The sequence below is a fragment of the Acidimicrobiales bacterium genome, assembly GCA_035536915.1.
Lineage (GTDB): Bacteria > Actinomycetota > Acidimicrobiia > Acidimicrobiales > JAHWLA01 > JAHWLA01.
The window spans coordinates 1-20,023 of sequence record DATLNE010000049.1 but is presented as its reverse complement, the minus strand read 5'-3'; the positions used below and the strand labels follow the sequence as shown (position 1 = coordinate 20,023).

Sequence of the window (20,023 nt, the reverse complement as noted above, 5' to 3'; positions counted from 1 at the left end):
GTAGGGGGTTCGTCGCGTGTTCCGCCCGCTGCGCCGCTCCGGCGGCTACCTGCCCATCGACGACTACGGCCTCCTCGGCAACGGCACGACCGCGGGCTTGGTGGGACGCGACGGTGCGCTGGCGTGGTTGTGCGTGCCCAGGTTCGACGACGACCCCCTCTTCTGCTCGATCCTCGACAACGCCACAGGCGGGCACTTCACCGTCGCGCCGGTCGAGGTGGTGGAGGCGAGGCAGCATTACGAACCCGACACCGCGGTGCTCGTCACCGAACTGCGCTCGTCCACCGGAACCGTCCGGGTCACCGACTGCCTGGCCCTGCGGGCGGGCGCCGACCTGCAGGAGGACATGGCCGCGGGACGCAGCGAACTGGTGCGCTGCGTCACCGTGCTCGACGGCGACGTCCGCCTGCGGGTGGAGATCGAGCCGAGGGGCGGCGCGTCGGTCGAACGCCGCGGCGAAGGCCTACGTGTGCGTGCCCACCGTCGTCCTGAGCTCGACCTGCAGCTGACGGCGAGCGTGCCGCTCGACGGCCTCCACACCGAGCTGGCCATGGCCGCCGGCGACGAGGCGCACTTCGTACTGCGCTGGGCCGAGGCTGCTCGTCGCCGTCCCGCGGCCGACGTGCCTGGGCTGGTCGACGCCACCGCTGCAGCGTGGCGCCGGTGGGCGACGAACATCGCCTACGACGGGCCGCAGGAAGCGCTGGTTCGTCGCTCCGCCGTCACGCTCAAGGCGCTCGACTACTTCGACACCGGGGGCTTGGTGGCGGCGCCCACCTCGTCGCTGCCCGAAGCCGTCGGCGGCGTTCGCAACTGGGACTACCGCTACGCATGGGTGCGTGACGCCGCCCACGCCGTCTACGCGCTGCGGCGCGTCGGCTTGGAGGCCGAGGCGTGGGGCTTCCTCGGCTGGGCCCTCGATGCCGTCGAGCGCGACGGCCACCCCCGGGTGCTCTACACCCTCGACGGGCGTTGCCCTCCGGCCGAGCGAGTCGACAGCGAGCTGTCGGGCTATCGCGACTCTGCCCCCGTGCGGTGGGGCAACGCGGCGGCCGACCAGCGACAGCACGATGCCTACGGCGAGATCCTCGACTGCGCGTGGCAGTGGGTGTCGGGCGGGGGGTCGATCGAAGGCCTGTGGCCACAGCTCGTCGCGCTGGTGCACGAAGCGGCGGCCAAGTGGAACGAACCCGACCACGGCATCTGGGAGGTGCGAACCGCAGGACGGGCCTTCACCTACTCGGCCGCGATGTGCCAGGTGGCCCTCGACCGAGGCGCTCGCATCGTCGACAAGCTCGGGCTCCCCGGCGATGCCGCGGGGTGGCGGGCCGAGGCCGCCCGCATCACCCACGCCATCGTGGAGCAATCGTGGGACGACCAGCGGGGCTCGCTCACCGAGCACCTCGGCGGCGGTGCTCTCGACGCCAGCCTCCTCGCCCTCCCGTTGCGCCGCGTGGTCGACGCCCGCCACCCGCGGATGGTGGCCACCGTCGAGGCAGTGGTGCGCGAGCTGGGCGCGGGCGACGGCCTGCTGTATCGCTACCTGCCCGACAAGTCGCCCGACGGCCTGCCCGGCCACGAGGGCGCCTTCCTGTTGTGCAGCTTCTGGCTGGTCGACAACCTCGCCTACCAAGGACGGCTCGACGAGGCACACAACCTCTACGAATCCCTGTGCGGGCGGGCCGGTCCCTTGGGGCTCCTGCCGGAAGAGGTCGATCCGACGACGGGCATGTTCCTCGGCAACTACCCGCAGGCCTTCAGCCACGTCGGGGTCATCTCGTCGGGGATGAACCTGGCCAGGCTGTCGAGGCAACGTTGAGCGCAACCCGCCTGGTGATCCTGGGTGCCACGGGCGACCTCACCGGCCGCTATCTGTTGCGCGCCTTGGCAGAGTTGGCGGCTGCCGACGCACTGCCCGACGACATCGAGATCGTCGGCGTGGCGCGCGATGCATGGGACGACGGGCGCTTTCGCACCCACGCGGCCGACCGCCTCGGCCGTCACGCAGCCGACGTGCCGGTTTCCGCCCGCTCGTGGTTGGTGGAACGGCTTGCCTACGTAGCGGGCGACGTCACCGACCCCGCCGTCCTGCGCGCGGCCGCAGGCCACGCGGCGGGACCGCTGATCGTGTACCTGGCCTTGCCGCCCGCCGTCTTCTGCCCGGCGGTCACGGGCCTGGTTGCCGCAGGCCTGGCCGAACGGGCGCGCTTGGTCGTGGAGAAGCCGTTCGGCACCGACCTGCACTCTGCGCAGGAGCTCAACGCCGCCCTGGCAGGCAGCCTCCCGGAGCGCGACGTGTTCCGCGTCGACCACTTCCTCGGCAAGCAGACGGTGCAGAACATCCTCGGCCTGCGCTTCGCCAACCGCCTGTTCGAACCACTGTTCTGCGCCGAGCACGTGGAGCGGGTGGAGATCGTGTGGGACGAGACGGTGGCGCTGGAGGGACGGGCCGGCTACTACGACCACACGGGCGCACTGCGCGACATGGTGCAGAACCACCTGCTGCAACTGCTCGCCCTCATTGCGATGGACCGGCCCGAAGGCCTTGGTGAGAGCCCGTTGCGCGACGCCAAGGTGGCCGTGCTGCGGGCAGTGCGGCGCTTCCGGCCCGACGAGGTCGAGCAGTACACCACCCGCGGGCGCTACCAGGGCTACGTCGACGAGCCCGGTGTCGACCCGTCCCGCGCCACCGAGACGTTCACCACCACCACGCTCTTCGTCGACAACGACCGCTGGGCCGGCGTGCCGTTCCGGGTGCGCACGGGCAAGGCGATGGCGGCGCGACGTCGCGAGGTGCGGGTGGTCTTCCGGCCGGTGGAGCGGCTCCCGTTCGGCCAGCGCGACGATCCTGGTCCCAACGTCTTGACCATGGCGATGGACCCCGACCGATTGGTCGTCGACATCGCCCTCAACGGGGCAGGCGATCCCTTCTGCCTCGACCCGGCGCGCTGGGAGCTCGACCTTGCCCCTCAGGAGCTGTCGGCCTACGCCCGGCTCCTGCTCGACGTGTTCCAAGGCGATCCCGCCCTCGCCGTGCGGGGCGACGAGGCCGAGGAGTCGTGGCGCATCGTGGAGCCCATCCTCGACGCCTGGGCGACGGGCGCCGCGCCCTTGGTCGAATACCCGGCGGGATCGGAGGGGCCGCAGTGAGCGAGCGGAGGTTCGTCGGCCCGTTGGCGTCGTTCCTCCAGACGGAGGCGGGCGGCGGCGCCCTGCTCCTGGTGGCGACCGTGGTCGCCCTCGGGTGGGCGAACAGCCCGTGGGCCGACGGCTACTTCGACTTCTGGCACACCAAGCTGCAACTCGGCCCCGACGGCTGGGGCATCCGGGAGGACCTCCAGCATTGGGTGAACGACGCCTTGATGGCCGTCTTCTTCTTCCTGATCGGCTTGGAGATCAAGCGGGAAGCCGCCGTGGGCGAGCTGCGGGAGGTGAAGGCCGCCGTCCTGCCCGCCCTCGGCGCCCTCGGGGGCATGGCGGTCCCGGCCCTGCTGTTCGTGCTGCTGGCGGGCGGGGGCAAGGCGGCGCAGGGGTGGGGCATTCCGATGGCGACCGACATCGCCTTTGCCGTGGGCGTGCTCGCCCTGCTCGGGCCCCGGGTGCCCGGAGGCCTCAAGGTCTTCCTGCTGACGCTGGCCATCATCGACGACATCGGGGCCATCGTGGTCATCGCCGTGTTCTATTCGGGAGGCGTGGCCGTGCCGTGGCTGGCCGCCGCTGCCGTGTGCCTCGCCGCCGTCGTGGCGTGGCAACGGTTCGGCTTCTCGTCGCCGCTCGCCTACGTCCCCCTCGGCATCGTGGCCTGGTACTGCACGTACCGAGCAGGCGTGCACCCGACGATCGCGGGCGTCGCCCTCGGCGTTCTCACGCCGGCACATCCCGTCGACGGCCGCCATGTTTTGGAGGACCTCGAGCACCGCCTCCACCCGTGGTCGTCGTTCCTCGTCGTGCCCGTCTTCGCCTTGGCCAACGCAGGCGTCGCCTTGGGCGACGGTGCGCTCGGACGGGCGTTGTCGAGCCGGGTGGCGCTCGCCGTGTTCGTCGGCCTCGTCGTCGGCAAGACGCTCGGCATCTCCTCGTTCGTGCTCGGTGCCCGCCGGTTCGACGTGGGGCGCCTCCCCGACGGCGTGCACGGCGGCCACGTCGTAGGCACGGCCGCGCTCGGGGGCATCGGGTTCACCGTGGCCCTCTTCATCACCGGCCTGGCGTTCGAGGACGCCGCGCTGCAGGACGAGGCCAAGATCGGCATCCTGGCGGCGTCCGTGGTGGCCGGGCTCATCGGTGCCGCAGTGCTTGCGGTCCTCCGCGACCCCAAGCCCGAGGACGTCGACCTGCCTGCCGCCACGTCCTGAGTCGCTAGTCGGCGAACACCGCTCGCGTATGCGAGGCGAAGAAGCTGTGGTCGTTCCCCTTGTTGGGGTCGTCGGAGTTGTACTTGGCCGACGAGGTGCCGTCAGGAAGCTCGTCTTCGGGGTAGATGGCGCCCACCGGGCAGATGTCGGGCTGGTAGCAGGCGGTGCACGCCGTGCACTCCTCTGTGTTCACGTAGAGCAGGCTGTTACCGAAGACGGCGATGGCGTCGGGGTTCGGCGCGTGCGTCGTGGCGATGTCGCCGCTGCCCGGGGTGTCCTCCGAGAACAACACGTCCTTGGCGGCGTCGTACTCGTAGATGCACTGCACCGGGCACACGTCGACGCAGGCCCGGTCCTTCACGTCGATGCACGCTTCGGTGATGATGGCGAGGCCGGACATACGCGGCTCCTTTGTCTTGTTCGAGGTGGACTGCGATCAGCTCTCGGTCGGCTCCCGTGCTTCGGAGGCGACGTTGACGACGGTGGCGGTGACGGGCACGGCCAGGAAGGCGCCGACGAAGCCCCCGACCGACGCCCCGCCCGCGACGGCAAGCAGGATGACGACGGGATGGAGGTTGAGCGCCCTGCCGTAGACGATGGGCGCCAAGAGGTCGTTGTCGAGCTGCTGGACGGCAAGGGCGACGCCGGCGACGATCAGCGCAGGCACGAACCCGGCGGTCACCAGCGTCACCAGCACGGCCGTGATGCCTGCCACCGCGGCGCCGACGAACGGCACAAAGGCGGCGGCGAACGTGAGCACCACCACAGGGAGGATGAGCCCGCCCGAGACCAGGGCCAGGGTGACCGCCATGATCGCCGCTTCGACCGCGCCCAGCATGGCGGCGCCGCGCAGGTAGCCGCCCAACGTCTGCCAGGCGCGGCCCGCCAACCGGCCCGCCAGGGGACGCCGTTCTTCAGGAAGAGCGGCCATGGCCGCCCGTTGGAAGCGCTCGCCGTCCTTGACGAAGAAGAAGGCGAGCACCAGCGCGAGCAACAAGCCCGCCAGCAGTTCCACGACCAGCACCGCGCCTCGCAGCACGAACCCGCCGGGCGACGCCACCGAGCCCCGCAGGACGTCGCCGAACTGCGACTGCAGCTCGTCCAGGCGGGCCCGGTCGACGGGGACCGGCGAGTCGTCCGCCAGCCACGTCTTGACGCGCTCGAAGCCGTCGTCGAGCGTGGGCGGCAGGCGGCTGAACTCTTCGGCGAAGGCGGGCACCACCAAGGCGACGGCGGCCACCACCACGCCCAGGAACCCGAGGAACACGGCCCAGGTGGCGAGCAGCGGCGGCCACCCGTGGCGGCGCAGCGCGCGTGCAGGCACGGTGAGGGCGACGGTGAGGAAAAGGGCGGCGATCACCGGGAACACGACGAGCCGGAGCGCCTGGAGGAGCCACAGGAGTCCCCAGCCCGCGGCCGCCAGTACGACGAAGCGCCACGCGTACGCGGCCAGCCGGTCGATCGCCGGGTGCACCCGCGGAGCCGAGCCCCCACTGCGGCCCCGGTCGTTCGTCACCGTGCTTTCGTACCCCGGAGCGCCTCGGATGAGGCCAGGACCATCCTTCGTAACCCGAATGCAACCTTTTCGAAGCGGGATCGCAGGGTGGCCTTGCCACACTTCGACGCAGGAGGTTCCGGTGCTCACTTCGACGACAAGGACGCAGGACGACACGGTGATCTGCTCGCTGGCGGGCGAGCTCGACAGCTTCACGGCCCCATCGCTGCACGGCACCTTTGCTCGGGCCGGGACGCCGCACGAGCTCGTTGTCGACATGGCGGGCGTCACCTTCGTCGATTCGGCGGGCATTGCCGCACTCGCGGCGGGCGTCCGCAACCTCCAAGCGGCGGGCACGGGCGTCGTCGTGTCCGTGCCCGCCGCGCATATGCGCCGCCTGCTCCGCTCCATCGGCCTCGACCGGTTGGCGCCGGTCGTCGACGGCCTCGTCACCGCCGGCGGCCCGGCGGGATGACGGCAGGAGCGGAGGCCACACCCTCGCACGCTCTCCTTCCCCAGGGTCTGCGCGTGACCGGGGAACGGCTTCGGGGCGGCACAGTACGGCTGCGGCTCGCAGGGGAGCTCGACCTGGCGACGGGCGAGCACCTGCGAGCCGTAGCCCGAGAGCCGGGCCTGGCGCGCTGCGCCTGCTACGAGATCGACCTTCGAGCGGTGGGCTTCGTCGACTGCGCGGGCATGCGGGCTCTCGCCGACCTCGTGCGCTCCATCGAAGACGTCGGTGGCTGCGTGGCCGTCCTGCCCAGCCCCGCGGTGGCCCGCATCGTCCGTGCCGCCGGGATATGCCGAGAGCTGGTGTTCGCCTGATGTACGAGTTGCATGTGCGAGTGGAAGACGACGACGTCGTCATCGAGGCCCGTGGCGCCCTCGACGCGGAGGCCCGCGCCCACTTGCGTGAATGGATCGAGGCCGCCGAGGAGAGCGGCCTCAACGCCCGCATCGAGCCTGCGCCGTCGTGCTGCCCGTTGCGGCCGAAGCCGACGGGGCTAGCGTTGCCCCGGTGTCGGGCCGCATCCTGATCATCGAGGACGACGACTCGATCCGGGCCACCACGCGCCTGGTGCTCGAAGACGAGGGCTACACCGTCGACGAGGCCACCTCGGCCGAAGAAGGGCTGCAACGCTTCGAGCGCCTGCCCGCCGATTGCGTGCTGCTCGACATCATGCTGCCGTCGCTGAACGGCTTCGACTGTTGTCGCGAGATCCGCAAGCGCAGCGACGTGCCCATCATCATGGTCACCGCTCGCTCCGACGCCTTCGACGTGGTCGCCGGCCTCGAAGCAGGCGCCGACGACTACGTCAGCAAGCCGTTCGAGCCCAAGGAGCTGACGGCCCGACTGCGGGCGTTGCTGCGCCGGGTGCGCGGCTTCGGCGACAGCGCGTCCAAGGTGATCCGGCTGGGCGAGGAGATCGAGGTGGTGCCCGACGAGGGCCTGGTGCGTCGTCGGGGCGAACCCGTGCACCTCACCCGCACCGAGTTCCGCTTGTTGTGCGAGATGGCGGCGGCGCCCAACCGGGTGTTCTCCCGGGAGACACTGCTGTCGCAGGTGTGGGGCTACGGCTACTTCGGCGAGGCCAAGCTGGTCGACGTCCACATCCGCCGCTTGCGCACCAAGATCGAGGACGACCCGGCGTCGCCCCGGTACGTGCAGACGGTGCGCGGCCTGGGCTACAAGGTCGTCCCCTAAGCCGCGGCCGCCGACCGTGCGACTTCGGAGCCGTCGCCTGCGGGACCGGCTCATCCTCGCCTTCGCCGTCGGCGGCCTGTTCCTGGTGACCGCGCTCGCCGTGCTCACCCACGTCCTGGCCCGCGACTACCTGCTCGACCAGCGCCAGTCCTCGGCAGCCCGGCAGGCACGGGCCAACGCCCGCCTTGTGGCCACGCTCGTGCGGGTGCCCGACTCCGGGTTGCCCCGGCTGCTGGGGGCGCTGGAGACGCGGGAGACCTCGCGTTCGGTCGTCCTGCACGGCGGCGAGTGGTTCGCCACGTCGGTGGCCGTGGGCCGAGACGCGCTGCCCGCCGACCTTCGTGAGCTCGTGGTCGACGATCGCCAAGCGGGCAGGCAGCGCTTCCGCTTGGGCCGAGAGCCGGCGCTGGCGGTGGGGCTCCCGCTGCCCGACGGCGACGCCTACTTCGAGGTCTTCCCCCTGACGGAGTTGGAGCGCACGCTGCGCGCCCTTCGGTATGCGCTGGCGCTGGCGGGCGCGGCGACGGTGGCCGGGTGCGTCGGCTTGGGCGCGTGGGCCAGTCGCCGGGTGTTGCGGCCCATTGCCGACATCGGCTCGGCCGCCGAGAAGATCGCATCGGGGAGCCTCGATGCGCGGCTCGACGCTGCGGGCGACGCCGAGTTGGTGGCGCTGGCCGACAGCTTCAACGCCATGGCGGAGTCGCTCGAACGGCGCATGGCCCGGGACCGCCGCTTTGCCGCCGACGTGAGCCACGAGTTGCGCTCGCCCGTCACCGCCTTGAAGTCGGCGGTCCAGGTCATGCGGACGCGGCGCGAGTCGATGGACGACCGGGGACGGCGTGCGTTCGACGTGCTGGCCGCCGAGGTCGACCGCTTCGACCGGTTGGTGCGGGACCTGCTGGAGATCTCGCGCGCCGACCAGGAGCCCACCGCGGCCGAGTTCGAGACCGTCGACTTGGGCGCCCTCGTGCACGCCGCCTCCCGAGGCGCGCCCGTGGCGGTCGAGGGACCCGAGCCGGTGCGGGTGCGGGGCGACAAGCGCCGCTTGGAGCAGGTCGTGGTGAACCTGGTCGAGAACGCGGCGGCCCACGCCGGAGGCGTCGAGGTGGTGCGCGTGCGTCGGGAAGGCGACAAGGCGCTGGTGGTGTTCGACGACCGCGGCCCCGGGGTGCCCGCCGACCAGCAGGAGCGTGTCTTCGAGCGTTTCGCCCGCGGGCCGTCGAGCGGGTCGCGGCCGGGCGGCATCGGGCTCGGCTTGGCGTTGGTGCGCGAGCACGTCCGCGTGCACGGCGGCCGTGCCTGGGTGGAGGACCGGGAGGGCGGCGGCGCCCGTTTCGTCGTGGAGCTGCCGGCGGTGGCCGAATGAGCAGGCTGCGGCTGGTGCGCTCCGTGGGTTGCTTGGCGCTGTCGTTGCTCGTCGCCTGCGGGGTGCCCACCCAGGACAGCGCCGAGCGCTTGGGGGACCAAGGCGCCGTTGCCTTGGTCGACCCGCCCCCGGCCTCGCGGCCCGGCGCGGTGTCGATCTCCGTGTTCCTCGTGCGCGGCGTCGACCTCGTCGCCGTCGCCCGCGCCGTCGAGCCGGTGACGGTCGACGGCGCAGTGCACGCCCTCATCGCGGGCCCGTCGAAGGAAGAAGCAGCAGCGGGCCTCCACAGCGCAGTGGGGCCGTCGACGCGTGTGCGCCAGGCGGTGGCGGAGGACCGCGTCGCCCGCATCGACCTGTCGTCGCCGTTTGCCCAAGCTCGCTCGGAAGACCAAGTGGTGGCCGTGGCGCAGTTCGTCTACACGGTGACCGGGTTGGCCGACATCGAGGCGGTGTCGATCACCGTGGACGGCGAGCCCATCGAGGTGCCGACGCCCGACGGCGGGCTGCGGAGCGGGCCACTGCGACGGGCGGACTTCCCCGGGCTCAAGGCTGTCCCCTCGTGAGGGGCGGCGTAGACGGCAACGCCGCCGGGTACTGACGGCGCGGTGGCCCAACCGCACGCATCCGGACGCCAGAGGACGGATCGGGAACGCCTGGCCGAGTCGATCGCCGCGTGGCTCGACGTGCCGTTCACCGTCGCGGGCATCCTGCTCGTGCTCGTCATCGTGGCCGACGGCGTCACGCCGTCGGGCAGCGGGTGGAAGTCCGTGTGGTTCGTGGCGGGCTGGGCGCTGTGGGCGTTGTTCGCGCTGGAGTTCCTCCTCCGGGTCGTCATCGCGCCGTCGACGAGTGCGTTCCTGCGTCGCAACTGGTGGCAGCTCGCCTTCCTGGCCGTCCCCTTCTTGCGATTCCTGCGGGCGTTCACGAGGAGCGCGCGGGTGGCGAGGGCGGTGTCGACGTCGGTTCGCGGCACCAGGACCGCCGCCCGCCAGTTGACGAGCCGGGTGGCGTGGCTCGTCTCGGTCACCGTCGGGGTGGTGCTGGCAGCAGGCCAAGTGCTGTACGAGTACGGCCCCGGCCTCACCTACGGCCAGTCGCTGCACCGCGCTGCGCTGGCGGCGGTGAGCGGCGAGCCGGTCGGGGCTGACGGCGCAGTGGTGGCGACGATGGACATCGCGCTGGCCTTGTACGCGACGGTGTTCTTCGCTGCACTCGCCGGCGCGCTCGGCGCGTTCTTCCTGGGGGGCCGACGAGAGCCGGGCTAAGGCGTGCGGGGCAAAAACACCTGTGCTTATAAGGGTTTTTGCTTGATTTGCCGATCGAACATGTGTACGATCAGAGCGTGGTTGGAGAACTGCGGGACGTCGTCGAAAAGCTTGAAGTTCCGCTCGACGGCGACGCCCTGGCAGAGGTCTTGAAGGTGGCGGACCTGCTCAACGCCAGGCTGGCGGCGGCGGTCGGCGAGTTCGACGCCGAGGCGATGTGGGAGCTCGACGGAGCCACGTCGATGACGGCCTGGCTCCGGCACCACGCAGGCATGACGGCGAGCACCGCGAAGACGGTGGCGTCCACCGCGAAGAAGCTCCGCACCCTGCCGATGACGGCAGCGTGCTGGTTGTCAGGGGCTCTGTCGGGCGGCCAGGTGCAAGCGATCGTGCGCAACGCCACGCCGGAATTTCCCGAGCACGAGTCGGCGGTGGTGCCCGCGTTGGCCGACCTGTCGGTCGCCGACACCGCGTTGGCCATGCAGCAGTGGAAGGCCATGCTCGACATCGAGCCGACGTTCGAGAAGGGCGTCCACCTGTCGGAGACGTTGGACGGCCAATGGGAACTGACGGGATCCCTCGACGCGCTGAGCGGCGAGACGGTGGCGACGGCGCTGCGATTGGCGATGGTCGACGACCCCGACGTGCTGCCGTCGCAGCGACGGGCCGATGCACTGGTCGATGTCTGCAGGTTCTTCCTCGACCACCAGAGCGGTCGCCGCGGCGGACGGCACCGCCCGCACCTCAACGTGGTGGTCGACTACGAAGCCCTACGTGCCGGCAAGGGCGGCAGCTTCGTGGGCGGCGGGCTGCTCGACGGTGCGTCGGTGCAAACCCTGGCCTGCGACGCCGCCATCCACCGAGTAGTCACCGACGGCCGCAGCACCATCCTCGACTACGGCACCTCCACCCGGACGATCCCAGCCCCGCTGTGGTCGGCGTTGGTGCTGCGGGATCGGCACTGCCGGTTCGAGGGCTGCGACCGGCCGTCGCAGTGGTGCGAGGCCCACCACGTGGTGCCGTGGCACGACGGCGGCACCACTGCCCTCGACAACCTGGTGCTCAAGTGCAGTCGCCATCACCACTTGGGCCACCAACCGGGCTGGTCCGAGAAGCTCAAGCCCGACGGCACCCTCGTGGTCACCGACCCGAGAGGGCGCACCCGCACGACCCGACCACCGGGGACGTTGCCGCATGTGCCACGCCGTGGCACCAAGTCCTGCGGCGTCGAGCAATCCGATCACCCCCGCGGCTTCGAACCAGCCTTGTGAACGCGCCCGAGTCCATCCGTCGCATGCCGATCACGACGCCGATGGTGGTGATGTCGGCGATGTTCGTCGCCGCGGGCGGGTTCATCCACGCGCGCCAGTGGCTCGACGTCTATCGACACGTCCCGGCCGACGCGCCGGGCGCGGCCGTCGTCCGCATCGGGTTCCCCCTCAACGCCGCGGCATCATTTCTCTTCGTCGTTGCGCTCGCGCTGGTGTTCCGCCGCCCCTCACGGCTCACGCGACCTGTGGTCTGGGCCGCCGTCGCCTTCCAGGTCGCATCGTTGGCGACGCTCGTCGCCACCCGCGTCGGCTCGGTCGTGGGCTGGGCGGAGCCGATCTGGACGCCCGCGGCCCAGCAGACCCTGGCCGTCGAGGCCGCAGCGATCGCCGCACTCGTGGTGCTGGCGCTGTTCAGCCGCCGTGGGCAAGCAGCCGCTGGACCTCTTCCACATCTCCACGGCTGCCGATGTAAAGCGGCGTGCGTTGGTGAAGCGCCTGCGGCGTGATGTCGAGGATGTCGTGCTCCCCGTCAGTAGCGGCACCACCGGCGTGTGCGGTGATGAAGGCAAGGGGCGCGTTCTCGTAGAGCAGCCGGAGCTTGCCTTCCGGCTTGGCGCTCGTCGGCGGGTACATGAACACGCCGCCCTTCAACAGGGTCCGGTGCATGTCGGCGACGAGCGCTCCCGCATAACGAGCCTGGCGCGGCCCGCAGCGGGTCTCCTGGCGTCGGAAGGCGGCGACCATCGAGCGAGTCGTGTCGTCCCATTCGCGCTCGTTGGCCTCGTTGACGGCGTAGCTGCCCTTGCCTTCGGGGATGCGGATGTCGGGGTGCGTGAGGAAGAACGTCCCGATGGAACGGTCGAGGGTGAAGCCGTTCACGCTGCCGCCGACGGTGTAGACGAACATGGTCGACGGCCCGTAGAGGACGTAGCCCGCGGCAACCAGGTCGCGTCCGGGCTGGAGGAAGTCGGTGACGTCGGCGACCTCGCCGGCCCGGCCGGCAGCGCGGCGGTAGATGCCGAAGATGGTGCCCATTGCGCCGTTGACATCGACGTTGCCCGAGCCGTCGAGCGGGTCGATGGTGAGGACGTACTTGCCGTGCTCGGAGCCGGGCATGGCGTAGACGTCCTCGCGCTCTTCGCTGCCGATCCCGGCGATCATCGGTGCGTGGTCCATCACCTGGCTGATGATGTCGTTGCTGATGATGTCGAGTTCCCGGACCTGCTCGCCCTGCACGTTGCTGTCGCCGGTGAGGCCGAGCTTGCCGACGAACCCTGCGCGCATGATCTCGGACGCCAACATCCGTGCCGCGAGGCTGACTCGGTTCAGCACGGTGGACAGGTCACCGCTCGCGCCCGACTGCGCCTGGTCGCGGAAGAACTGCTCGCTGAGGGTCAACCCGGTCAAGAGGGACACGCTGTCGAGCTTGCCAAAAGACCCGACCGCGGCGACAGCCGCGCCCGCTGCAGACTGCACGTAGCATTGCCGCCGTCGAGGTCAGGCGCGCATGGCGATCCGGGTGAGGGACGCCGTGGAGGGTCGGATCGACGGCCAGCTCCGGCAGACGTGCCGAGGCGTCAACCACAGGGGGCACACGTGCTGGACGACCGCCAGAAGACGCTCTGCGATGACAGCCCGTGGGACTTCGGCGGCCTGCGTGCGACGATCGTCAACTGCACGCTGAAGCGGTCGCCCTCGCAGTCGCACACGCAGGGCCTGCTCGACCGCTCCATCGCGATCATGGAGCGCGCCGGCGTTGAAGTCGACGTGATCCGCGCCGTCGACCACGACCTGCCGCCGGGCGTCTATCCCGACATGCGGGAGCACGGCTTCGCCACCGACGAGTGGCCGGCGATATGCGACCGTGTCATGGCCGCGGACATCGTCGTGATCGGCACGCCGATCTGGTTGGGCGAGAAGAGTTCGGTGTGCACCCGCGTGATCGAGCGCCTGTACGGCAACTCGGCGGAACTCAATGACGCGGGCCAGTACGCGTACTACGGCCGCGTGGGCGCCTGCGTCGTCACGGGCAACGAGGACGGCGCCAAGCACTGCGCCATGAACATCCTCTACTCGCTCCAGCACCTGGGCTTCACGATCCCGCCCCAAGCGGACGCGGCGTGGATAGGCGAAGCCGGGCCGGGACCTTCCTACCTGGACGACGACTCGGGCGGACCGGAGAACGACTTCACCAACCGCAACGTGACGTTCATGACGTGGAACCTCCTCCACATGGCGCGGATGCTGCGAGACGCCGGCGGCATACCGGCGTACGGGAACCAACGTTCGGCCTGGGACGCGGGCTGCCGTCCGGCCTTCGACAACCCCGAGCACCGCTAGCACCCAGCGGTCTTGTCGTGGGCGGCTGAATCCGCTCCCACGAGAGCTTCGCCCGATTTGCCATCCGCAGCCGAGCGCGGCCTCGAACACACCCTGTGACCGCATCCCCGCGGACGCAGAAACGAGGCAGAGCCGATGCCGAACCGATCCCGCGTCCGCAAAGGAGCAGTCGCCGTAGGCGCACTGTCGCTCCTGGCCGTGACCGCCGTCCCAGCGAGTGGCGCCAGCCACCGTGAAGCGCCGTTGACCGCGGCCGATCCCCAGATCGACGCCACGGACCTCTATGCGTTCGTCAGCCCCGACGCACAGGACACCGTGACCCTTGTCAGCAACTGGATTCCCTTCCAGGAGCCGGCGGGCGGCCCCAACTTCTACCTGTGGGGCGAGGGCGTGCAGTACGACATCAACATCGACAACAACGGCGATGCCAAGGCCGACATCGTCTACCGCTGGACCTTCAAGACCAACGTGAAGAACAAGGACACGTTCCTCTACAACGTCGGGCCGGTCACATCGCTGAAGGACGACACGCTCAACATCGTCCAGACCTACAACCTCGAGCGGATCGCCGCCGACGGCAAGGCTGAGACGCTCGTCACCGACGCCATCGTCGCCCCGTCGTTCGTGGGCAAGGCTTCGATGCCCGACTACGGCAAGCTGCGCAACGAGGCGGTCACGCCGTTGTCGAACGGCAAGGGCAAGAGCTTCGCCGGCCAGGCCGACGACCCGTTCTTCCTCGACCTGCGCATCTTCGATCTGCTCTACGGGGCGGACCTGAGTGAGACGGGCGACGACACCCTCGATGGCTACAACGTCAACACCCTCGCCGTCCAGGTGCCGAAGTCGGATCTCGCCGTGTCGGGCGACGCCAACGCCAACCCGGTTGTCGGCGTCTGGACCACCGCGTCGCGTCCCGGTACCCGTGTCCTGAAGAATGACGGCACGGTCAAGGGCTCGGGCAATTTCGTACAGGTGTCCCGGCTCGGGAACCCACTGGTGAACGAGGTCGTCGTCCCGCTCCAGTTCAAGAACGCGTTCAACGGCTCCACCCCCGACGGGGACTCGCAGTTCCTCCCCAAGGTTCAGGATCCCGAGGTGCCGAAGTTGATCGAGAAGATCTACAAGATGCCGGCCCCTGCCACTCCTCGGGACGACCTGGTGTCGGTGTTCCTCACGGGCGTGGAAGGCCTCAACAAGCCGGCCAATGTGACCCCGAGCGAGCAGCTTCGGCTCAACATGTCGATCCCGCCGGCAGCAGCACCGGACCGAATGGGCGTAGTCGGCGGTGACAAGGCCGGCTTCCCGAACGGCCGGCGCCTCGACGACGACGTCATCGACGTGGCTCTGCAGGTGATGATGGGCGAGCTCAAGGGCTCCCCGAACGACCTCGGTGACGGCGTGAACGCCAACGACGTCGCCTCGGTCGCCACGTTCCCTTACGTCGGCCTGCCCCATTCAGGGTCCGACGCCGCCAACACCCAGGTGAAGGGCGTCCAGCTGAACCGCAGCAGCGCCCCCGCCGGCGGAGTCGCCGCTGGTGGCGGGGGAACGAGCGGGAACAGCAGTTCCATCCCCTCGGTACCGCTCACCGCCGCCGTGGCAGGCATCGTGCTGATGTCCGCTGTGCTGATCAACCGTCGCAGGGTCCTCAACTAGGGCCCTTCGTTCAGCGGTTAGGGACCACGGGTGGTTCGCCAGGCCACCGCGGCAATGACGCCGCGGTGGCCTGCAACCGCACATCGAGCATGCCCGACCACCAGATTGGCTTCGCCGGTTCGGCCAGCCCCGGCGGCAGCGAGCGAACGGGCCAAACCCCCAGGAGACGACGATGTCGGTTTCGCCCACAGCCTTGACCAACCTGCCGTCGCGCGTCGTCACCGCGGTGCTGGGTGGGGCCGTAGCCCTCGTGTTGAGCGGAGCCATGGCGGCTCTCGTCCAACACCGCGAGGTGCCGGGTTCCCAGTTCGCCGTATCCTCGGCTGCACCCGGCGGGCGTCAGTCACCGTCGTCGCCCACGTCGCCGTCGTCGATCGCAGAGGCTGCGGTGGTGACGCCGGTGCGCGTCGACATCCCCAGGATCGGGGTGTCCGCACCGGTCGATTCGATCGGCCTGCACGACGATCGCACCGTCGCCGTGCCGGACACCTTCGACCGAACCGGCTGGTACAGCGGTCTGGAAGCACCGGGCCAGGTCGGAACCGCCATCATCGTCGGCCACCTCGATTCGCACACCGGTCCGGCCGTCTTCTTCCGGGTACCCGAGCTCGGCCCCGGCGACGAGATCCTCGTCGCTCTTGCCGACGGCACCAGCGTGCGTTTCGTGGTCGAGCGAGCGGAGCAGTACCGCAAGCAGGAGTTCCCGACCATCGCCGTGTACGGGCCGACAGACAGGCCAACGCTTCGACTCATCACCTGCGGCGGCACCTTCGACAAGAAGAGCCGCCACTACCGAGACAACGTCGTTGTCTACGCGAGCGCCCAGGAGGCGACATGACGAACCCGAACACCCTCCCAGCCGGCCCTGGCGGCGTCCACGGCCGGGTGCGGCGGACCCCGATCACCGCTGCCCTCCTCGCCGCAGGCATCGCCCTCCTCGTCGTGGGCGTGGCGGGTGTGGCCTTCCAGCGCCGACCGTCGGCGGGGAGCCCGGCGGCAGCGGCATCGGTGCCGACCACAGCCGCCACCCCGCTGGCCCGGTTGGAGAAGAAGGTGGCAGACGATCCCGGCGACGCCAGTGCATGGGCGGCGCTCGGTGCGGCCCATGTCGACCATGCACGGGTGAACTCCGACCCGTCGTCGTACCCGAAGGCCGAGCGGGCGCTGGACAGGTCGCTGGCCCTCGACGGCGATGGAAACTGGGAGGCGCTGGCCAGCCAGGGCGCTCTCGCTGCTGGCCGGCACGACTTCGCCAAGGCACTGCGCTTCAGTGAGCAGGCGCGTGAGCTGCAACCGCAGAGCTCGTTCATCCTCGGAATCATCGTCGACTCGCTGACCGAGCTCGGCCGCTATCCAGAGGCGGTGGACGCCGCACAGGCCATGGTCGACCTACGCCCCGATCTCGCCTCCTACGCCCGCGTCTCGTACCAGCGCGAGCTCCACGGAGACATCCCCGGTGCCATCGACGCCATGCAGGCCGCTCTTCGTGCCTCCTCCGCTCCCGGCGACAGGGCGTTCGCCGCGTATCACCTGGGGGAGCTGGAATGGCAGGGAGGCGACGTGCCCCGGGCGGAGGCGCGCTACCAAGAAGCTCTTCGGGCGGACCCGACAGCCATGCAGGCCGTGGCAGGACTCGGAAGGGTCGCCGCTTCGAGGGGCGACCTCGCAGCCGCCATCTCCCGGTACGAGGAGGCGGTGGCGGGCTTTCCCGATCCCGAGGCGCTGAAGGAATTGGGTGAGCTTCACCTCCTCGACGCAGACCGCGAGGCGGCGGAGCTGCGGTTCCGTCAGGCCGCTCGGGAGAACGCGAAGCAGGCCGCCGGTGGGGTGGCCGTCGACCTCGAGATCGCCCTGTTCAGCGCCGACCACCGGCGCAACCTCGATGCGGGACTGGCGGCGGCAAGCCGGGAGTGGGGTCGCCGTCAGAGCATCCACGTCGCCGACGCTCTCGCCTGGCAGCTGTTCGTGCACGGTGAGCACGAGAACGCCCTGGTGTACGCCGACAAGGCCCTGGCCCTGGGCAGCCGGAACGGCGCGTTCCACTTCCACCGGGCAGAGATCCACCGTGCCCTGGGCAACCGCGACGCAGCGGTCGCCGACTACCGCCAGGCTCTGGCGATCAGCCCCAACTTCTCCCTGCTCCATCGGGGCCCAGCCCAGCGCGCCCTGGCTGACCTGGCTGGCTAAGCGGCGAGCAACTGCGGTGAGGGACGGGCGCCAGGGAGCTCGAATCAAGGATCCCCCTATCTTTTTCTCGATCGGTCCCGTAACCTCGCCACAGGGGGAGGGGGACGACGCCGGTGGACAAGAGCAGGCGGAGCTTCTTGCGCAGCGGGGTGGTAGCCGGAGCCGGGCTCGTGCTACCGCACATTCGCCTGGCGTCGACATCTGCCGCTGTGCCCCGAGCGGCGGGTGTGGGCCTGGCAACGGTTCAGGAAGGCAAGGGATTGATCCTGGCCCAGGACTTCACCGGCCCGGTAATGGCTCGATTCGTCGTCTGGCCGGCGTCGGTTCCGGGGCAGGTCACCACCAGCGGTTGGGTGGCTTCCAACCGGGCGAACATGGCGATGGCCAACTTTCCGACCCTGAGACCGCCCCCTGGATCGGCTCTGAACTGGAGGGCCGATACGTACAACGGCTCGGCCGCCCCCGTACAGGGGCCCCAACGTGCGTTGGCAGCCTGGCCGGCGGTGGGAGAGCGGGCGCAGTGGAACTTTGCCTTCGGATCTTGCGCTACGCAGGTTTCCAGGCTCGTTCCCGCTCTTGGCACAGCGGCAAAGTTCCGGCCAAAGTTCTTTGCCTTCCTGGGCGACATGGGGTACCGGGATGGCGAGCAGTACCCGGTACAGGACTACGCGAGCTACTCCAGGATGTTCCGCGACTTCCTCGGCCGGCCCGATATGGCCGCCCTTCTGGGTACCACGGCGTTCTTCGGCATGCAGGATGACCACGACTACGGCAAGGACGATTGCGACCGCAGCACGGTCAAGCCTTATACGGTCGAGGCCTACGCCGATCTGGTCCCGGGCGCCAGTGCCGACATCCTGGCGTACCGCAGCTGGCGGATCGGAGGGGTGGATTTCTTCCTCACCGACAACCGGCGCGATCAGGATCCGCCCAGGCTCTATCAGAACGGCCGCTACCGAAGCGTGCTGGGGCAGGCTCAGCGGGATTGGCTCATGAGCGGGCTGGCCGCGTCAACGGCCCGGGTGAAGGTGGTGTTCGTGCCGATGACGCCCGCCTACTACTGGTCGGGAGGGGAGCGGTCGGAGCTCCTGCGCTTCATTGCCACCAGCGTCTCCGGGGTCGTCATCTTCTTGTCCGGGGACAAGCACGCCGGTGCCTTCGCCCGCTACTCGGAGCGGTGCTGGGAGCTACTGGCTGGGCCGTTGCGCAACCCTGTCAAGCACAACACCCCGTACCGACGGTTTGTCCTGTGGACCGAGAACGGCACCGGGCGGTCCGTCTCCGACTGCTTCGGGTTGGTCGAGGTCGACACACTGGTCAACCACACGGTGACCCTTCGCTTGATGAGCGGGGACGGGCCGGAGCTTCACCGCCAGGTCGTGCCACTGTCCTAGAGGGGAGGAAGCACGAGATGCCAGGAGGCGACGACGTCGCGCTTCCTGGCATCTCGAGTGGGAACGGCGCAGGCGGCAACCCCGTGGTGGGGACTACCGGACGACGACCTTGAACGTGCTCCAGGCCGGGGAGGCGTCTGTGTTGGAGGTGGCGTCGGAAGCCACCACGCGGATGCTGTAGCTTCCCTTGCCCATCAACCGGGCGGTGAGCTGCCAGGTGGTGGATGCGCTGTCGGCACTTGCGAGGGTGGCGGTGTAGGAGGCGTAGCCGGCCGCCCAGGTGCCGTCGGCCTGCAGCCACAGCCCGGAGTCGGCGTCGCGGATCCCGATCCTTACCGCCTGGACCGCCACGTTGTCGGTGGCGGTGCCGCGGAACACGATGTCGCCCTTGCGCACCGTGGTCCCCGGGAGAGGCGAGGAGATTCGGCTGTCGGGGGCGATGGTGTCAGCTACGTAGCTGGAGAAGGTGACGGTGGCGGGCGAGGTGTCGACGTTGCCACTGCTGTCGACCGCGGCGGCCGTGACCGAGTAGCTGCCGGCACCGGTTGGGCTCCAGTCGAAGCTCCAGCCGGTGCTGGTGGCGCCGGCTGCGGAGAGGGTGGCGCTGTGTGCCTGGTAGGAGCCCCAGGTCCCGTCCGCCCGCCACCACTGCCCGGTGGCGTCGTTCTTTACCGCCACCTTCACCGCGGCCACGCCGGTGTCGTCGCTGGCCACGCCTGAGAAGGTGATGCCACCATTGGTTGCGCCGCCAGCGGTCGCGCCACCCGCGGTCCCTCCACCCACCGGCACCGAGTCGCCGTTGGACGGGCTGGTCACGGTGGTGTCAGCAGGCGTGGTGTCGGGGACGTAGCTGGAGAAGGTGACGGTGGCAGGCGAGGCGTCGGCGTTGGCGCTGGCGTCGACGGCGGTGGCGGTGGCGGTGTAGCTGCCGGCACCGGTGGCGCTCCAGTCGAAGCTCCACCCGGTGGCGGTGGCACCCGGTGCCGCCAAGG

21 protein-coding genes are annotated in these 20,023 nt (G+C 70.0%); 17 read left to right on the top strand and 4 right to left on the bottom strand.

From position 1 onward, the window contains the following. Window positions 1-16: 16 nt before the first annotated feature. From VM938_15475 to nhaA, 3 genes are read left to right on the top strand one after another with little or no spacing between them, the layout of a single operon-like run. Window positions 17-1,819, top strand: coding sequence for a glycoside hydrolase family 15 protein (locus tag VM938_15475; protein HVF76436.1), 1,803 nt, complete (start codon window positions 17-19; stop codon window positions 1,817-1,819). Then, complete coding sequence (locus VM938_15470) at window positions 1,816-3,150, top strand: glucose-6-phosphate dehydrogenase (protein ID HVF76435.1); 1,335 nt, start codon at window positions 1,816-1,818, stop codon at window positions 3,148-3,150. Before VM938_15475 ends, VM938_15470 begins: the two co-directional genes overlap by 4 nt. Next, a complete protein-coding gene (nhaA, locus tag VM938_15465) occupies window positions 3,147-4,352 on the top strand; it encodes a Na+/H+ antiporter NhaA (GenBank protein ID HVF76434.1) in 1,206 nt (401 codons plus the stop codon). Before VM938_15470 ends, nhaA begins: the two co-directional genes overlap by 4 nt. Window positions 4,353-4,356: 4 nt before the next feature. Here nhaA and VM938_15460 read toward each other — a convergent pair whose 3' ends face one another. After that, on the bottom strand, window positions 4,357-4,752 hold the full coding sequence (locus VM938_15460; protein HVF76433.1) for a ferredoxin family protein: 396 nt from the start codon (window positions 4,750-4,752) through the stop codon (window positions 4,357-4,359). Window positions 4,753-4,788: 36 nt separating this feature from the next. Beyond that, window positions 4,789-5,868: an AI-2E family transporter gene (locus VM938_15455; GenBank protein ID HVF76432.1), complete on the bottom strand. Its 1,080-nt coding sequence runs from the start codon at window positions 5,866-5,868 to the stop codon at window positions 4,789-4,791. Window positions 5,869-5,989: 121 nt separating this feature from the next. Between VM938_15455 and VM938_15450 the strand changes: the two genes are divergently transcribed. The 9 genes from VM938_15450 (at window position 5,990) to VM938_15410 (ending at window position 11,960) form a co-directional block, all read left to right on the top strand. Beyond that, window positions 5,990-6,322, top strand: a complete 333-nt coding sequence (locus tag VM938_15450; protein ID HVF76431.1) for an STAS domain-containing protein — start codon at window positions 5,990-5,992, stop codon at window positions 6,320-6,322. Between the two features lie 53 nt (window positions 6,323-6,375). Beyond that, window positions 6,376-6,672, top strand: a complete 297-nt coding sequence (locus tag VM938_15445) for an STAS domain-containing protein (protein ID HVF76430.1) — start codon at window positions 6,376-6,378, stop codon at window positions 6,670-6,672. Further along, window positions 6,672-6,884: a hypothetical protein gene (locus VM938_15440; GenBank protein HVF76429.1), complete on the top strand. Its 213-nt coding sequence runs from the start codon at window positions 6,672-6,674 to the stop codon at window positions 6,882-6,884. The genes VM938_15445 and VM938_15440 overlap by 1 nt, the downstream gene beginning before the upstream one ends. Beyond that, the gene (locus tag VM938_15435) at window positions 6,866-7,552 is read left to right on the top strand and encodes a response regulator transcription factor (protein ID HVF76428.1); all 687 of its coding nucleotides are present in this window, start codon (window positions 6,866-6,868) and stop codon (window positions 7,550-7,552) included. Before VM938_15440 ends, VM938_15435 begins: the two co-directional genes overlap by 19 nt. A gap of 16 nt (window positions 7,553-7,568) precedes the next feature. Then, complete coding sequence (locus tag VM938_15430) at window positions 7,569-8,918, top strand: HAMP domain-containing sensor histidine kinase (protein ID HVF76427.1); 1,350 nt, start codon at window positions 7,569-7,571, stop codon at window positions 8,916-8,918. Next, a complete protein-coding gene (locus VM938_15425) occupies window positions 8,915-9,481 on the top strand; it encodes a GerMN domain-containing protein (GenBank protein ID HVF76426.1) in 567 nt (188 codons plus the stop codon). Before VM938_15430 ends, VM938_15425 begins: the two co-directional genes overlap by 4 nt. Window positions 9,482-9,523: 42 nt before the next feature. After that, on the top strand, window positions 9,524-10,183 hold the full coding sequence (locus VM938_15420; protein ID HVF76425.1) for a hypothetical protein: 660 nt from the start codon (window positions 9,524-9,526) through the stop codon (window positions 10,181-10,183). 77 nt (window positions 10,184-10,260) lie between these two features. Then, a complete protein-coding gene (locus VM938_15415) occupies window positions 10,261-11,454 on the top strand; it encodes a DUF222 domain-containing protein (protein ID HVF76424.1) in 1,194 nt (397 codons plus the stop codon). Then, window positions 11,451-11,960, top strand: coding sequence for a hypothetical protein (locus VM938_15410; protein ID HVF76423.1), 510 nt, complete (start codon window positions 11,451-11,453; stop codon window positions 11,958-11,960). The genes VM938_15415 and VM938_15410 overlap by 4 nt, the downstream gene beginning before the upstream one ends. Here VM938_15410 and fbp read toward each other — a convergent pair. Further along, window positions 11,866-12,870: a class 1 fructose-bisphosphatase gene (gene fbp, locus VM938_15405; GenBank protein HVF76422.1), complete on the bottom strand. Its 1,005-nt coding sequence runs from the start codon at window positions 12,868-12,870 to the stop codon at window positions 11,866-11,868. The genes VM938_15410 and fbp overlap by 95 nt on opposite strands. Window positions 12,871-13,050: 180 nt before the next feature. On the opposite strand from fbp, the gene VM938_15400 reads away from it, so the two are divergent. The 5 genes from VM938_15400 (at window position 13,051) to VM938_15380 (ending at window position 19,031) form a co-directional block, all read left to right on the top strand. Then, a complete protein-coding gene (locus tag VM938_15400) occupies window positions 13,051-13,794 on the top strand; it encodes a flavodoxin family protein (protein HVF76421.1) in 744 nt (247 codons plus the stop codon). A gap of 135 nt (window positions 13,795-13,929) precedes the next feature. Beyond that, window positions 13,930-15,450, top strand: a complete 1,521-nt coding sequence (locus VM938_15395) for a DUF4331 domain-containing protein (protein ID HVF76420.1) — start codon at window positions 13,930-13,932, stop codon at window positions 15,448-15,450. A 172-nt stretch (window positions 15,451-15,622) separates the two neighbouring features. Continuing rightward, window positions 15,623-16,288, top strand: a complete 666-nt coding sequence (locus VM938_15390) for a class F sortase (protein HVF76419.1) — start codon at window positions 15,623-15,625, stop codon at window positions 16,286-16,288. Further along, on the top strand, window positions 16,285-17,637 hold the full coding sequence (locus VM938_15385) for a tetratricopeptide repeat protein (protein ID HVF76418.1): 1,353 nt from the start codon (window positions 16,285-16,287) through the stop codon (window positions 17,635-17,637). Before VM938_15390 ends, VM938_15385 begins: the two co-directional genes overlap by 4 nt. 227 nt (window positions 17,638-17,864) lie before the next feature. Beyond that, a complete protein-coding gene (locus VM938_15380; protein ID HVF76417.1) occupies window positions 17,865-19,031 on the top strand; it encodes an alkaline phosphatase D family protein in 1,167 nt (388 codons plus the stop codon). 93 nt (window positions 19,032-19,124) lie between these two features. Here VM938_15380 and VM938_15375 read toward each other — a convergent pair. After that, window positions 19,125-20,023, bottom strand: an 899-nt coding sequence (locus VM938_15375) for an Ig-like domain-containing protein (protein HVF76416.1), incomplete at its 5' end; no start/stop codon positions are given.

What these genes read in the sequence shown, in the direction of transcription:
- VM938_15425 (HVF76426.1), top strand. Translation starts at nt 8,915, where the DNA reads ATGAGCAGGCTGCGGCTGGTGCGCTCCGTGGGTTGCTTGGCGCTGTCG.
- VM938_15385 (HVF76418.1), top strand. Translation starts at nt 16,285, where the DNA reads ATGACGAACCCGAACACCCTCCCAGCCGGCCCTGGCGGCGTCCACGGC.
- VM938_15390 (HVF76419.1), top strand. Translation starts at nt 15,623, where the DNA reads ATGTCGGTTTCGCCCACAGCCTTGACCAACCTGCCGTCGCGCGTCGTC.
- VM938_15460 (HVF76433.1), bottom strand. Translation starts at nt 4,752, where the DNA reads ATGTCCGGCCTCGCCATCATCACCGAAGCGTGCATCGACGTGAAGGAC.
- VM938_15440 (HVF76429.1), top strand. Translation starts at nt 6,672, where the DNA reads ATGTACGAGTTGCATGTGCGAGTGGAAGACGACGACGTCGTCATCGAG.
- VM938_15395 (HVF76420.1), top strand. Translation starts at nt 13,930, where the DNA reads ATGCCGAACCGATCCCGCGTCCGCAAAGGAGCAGTCGCCGTAGGCGCA.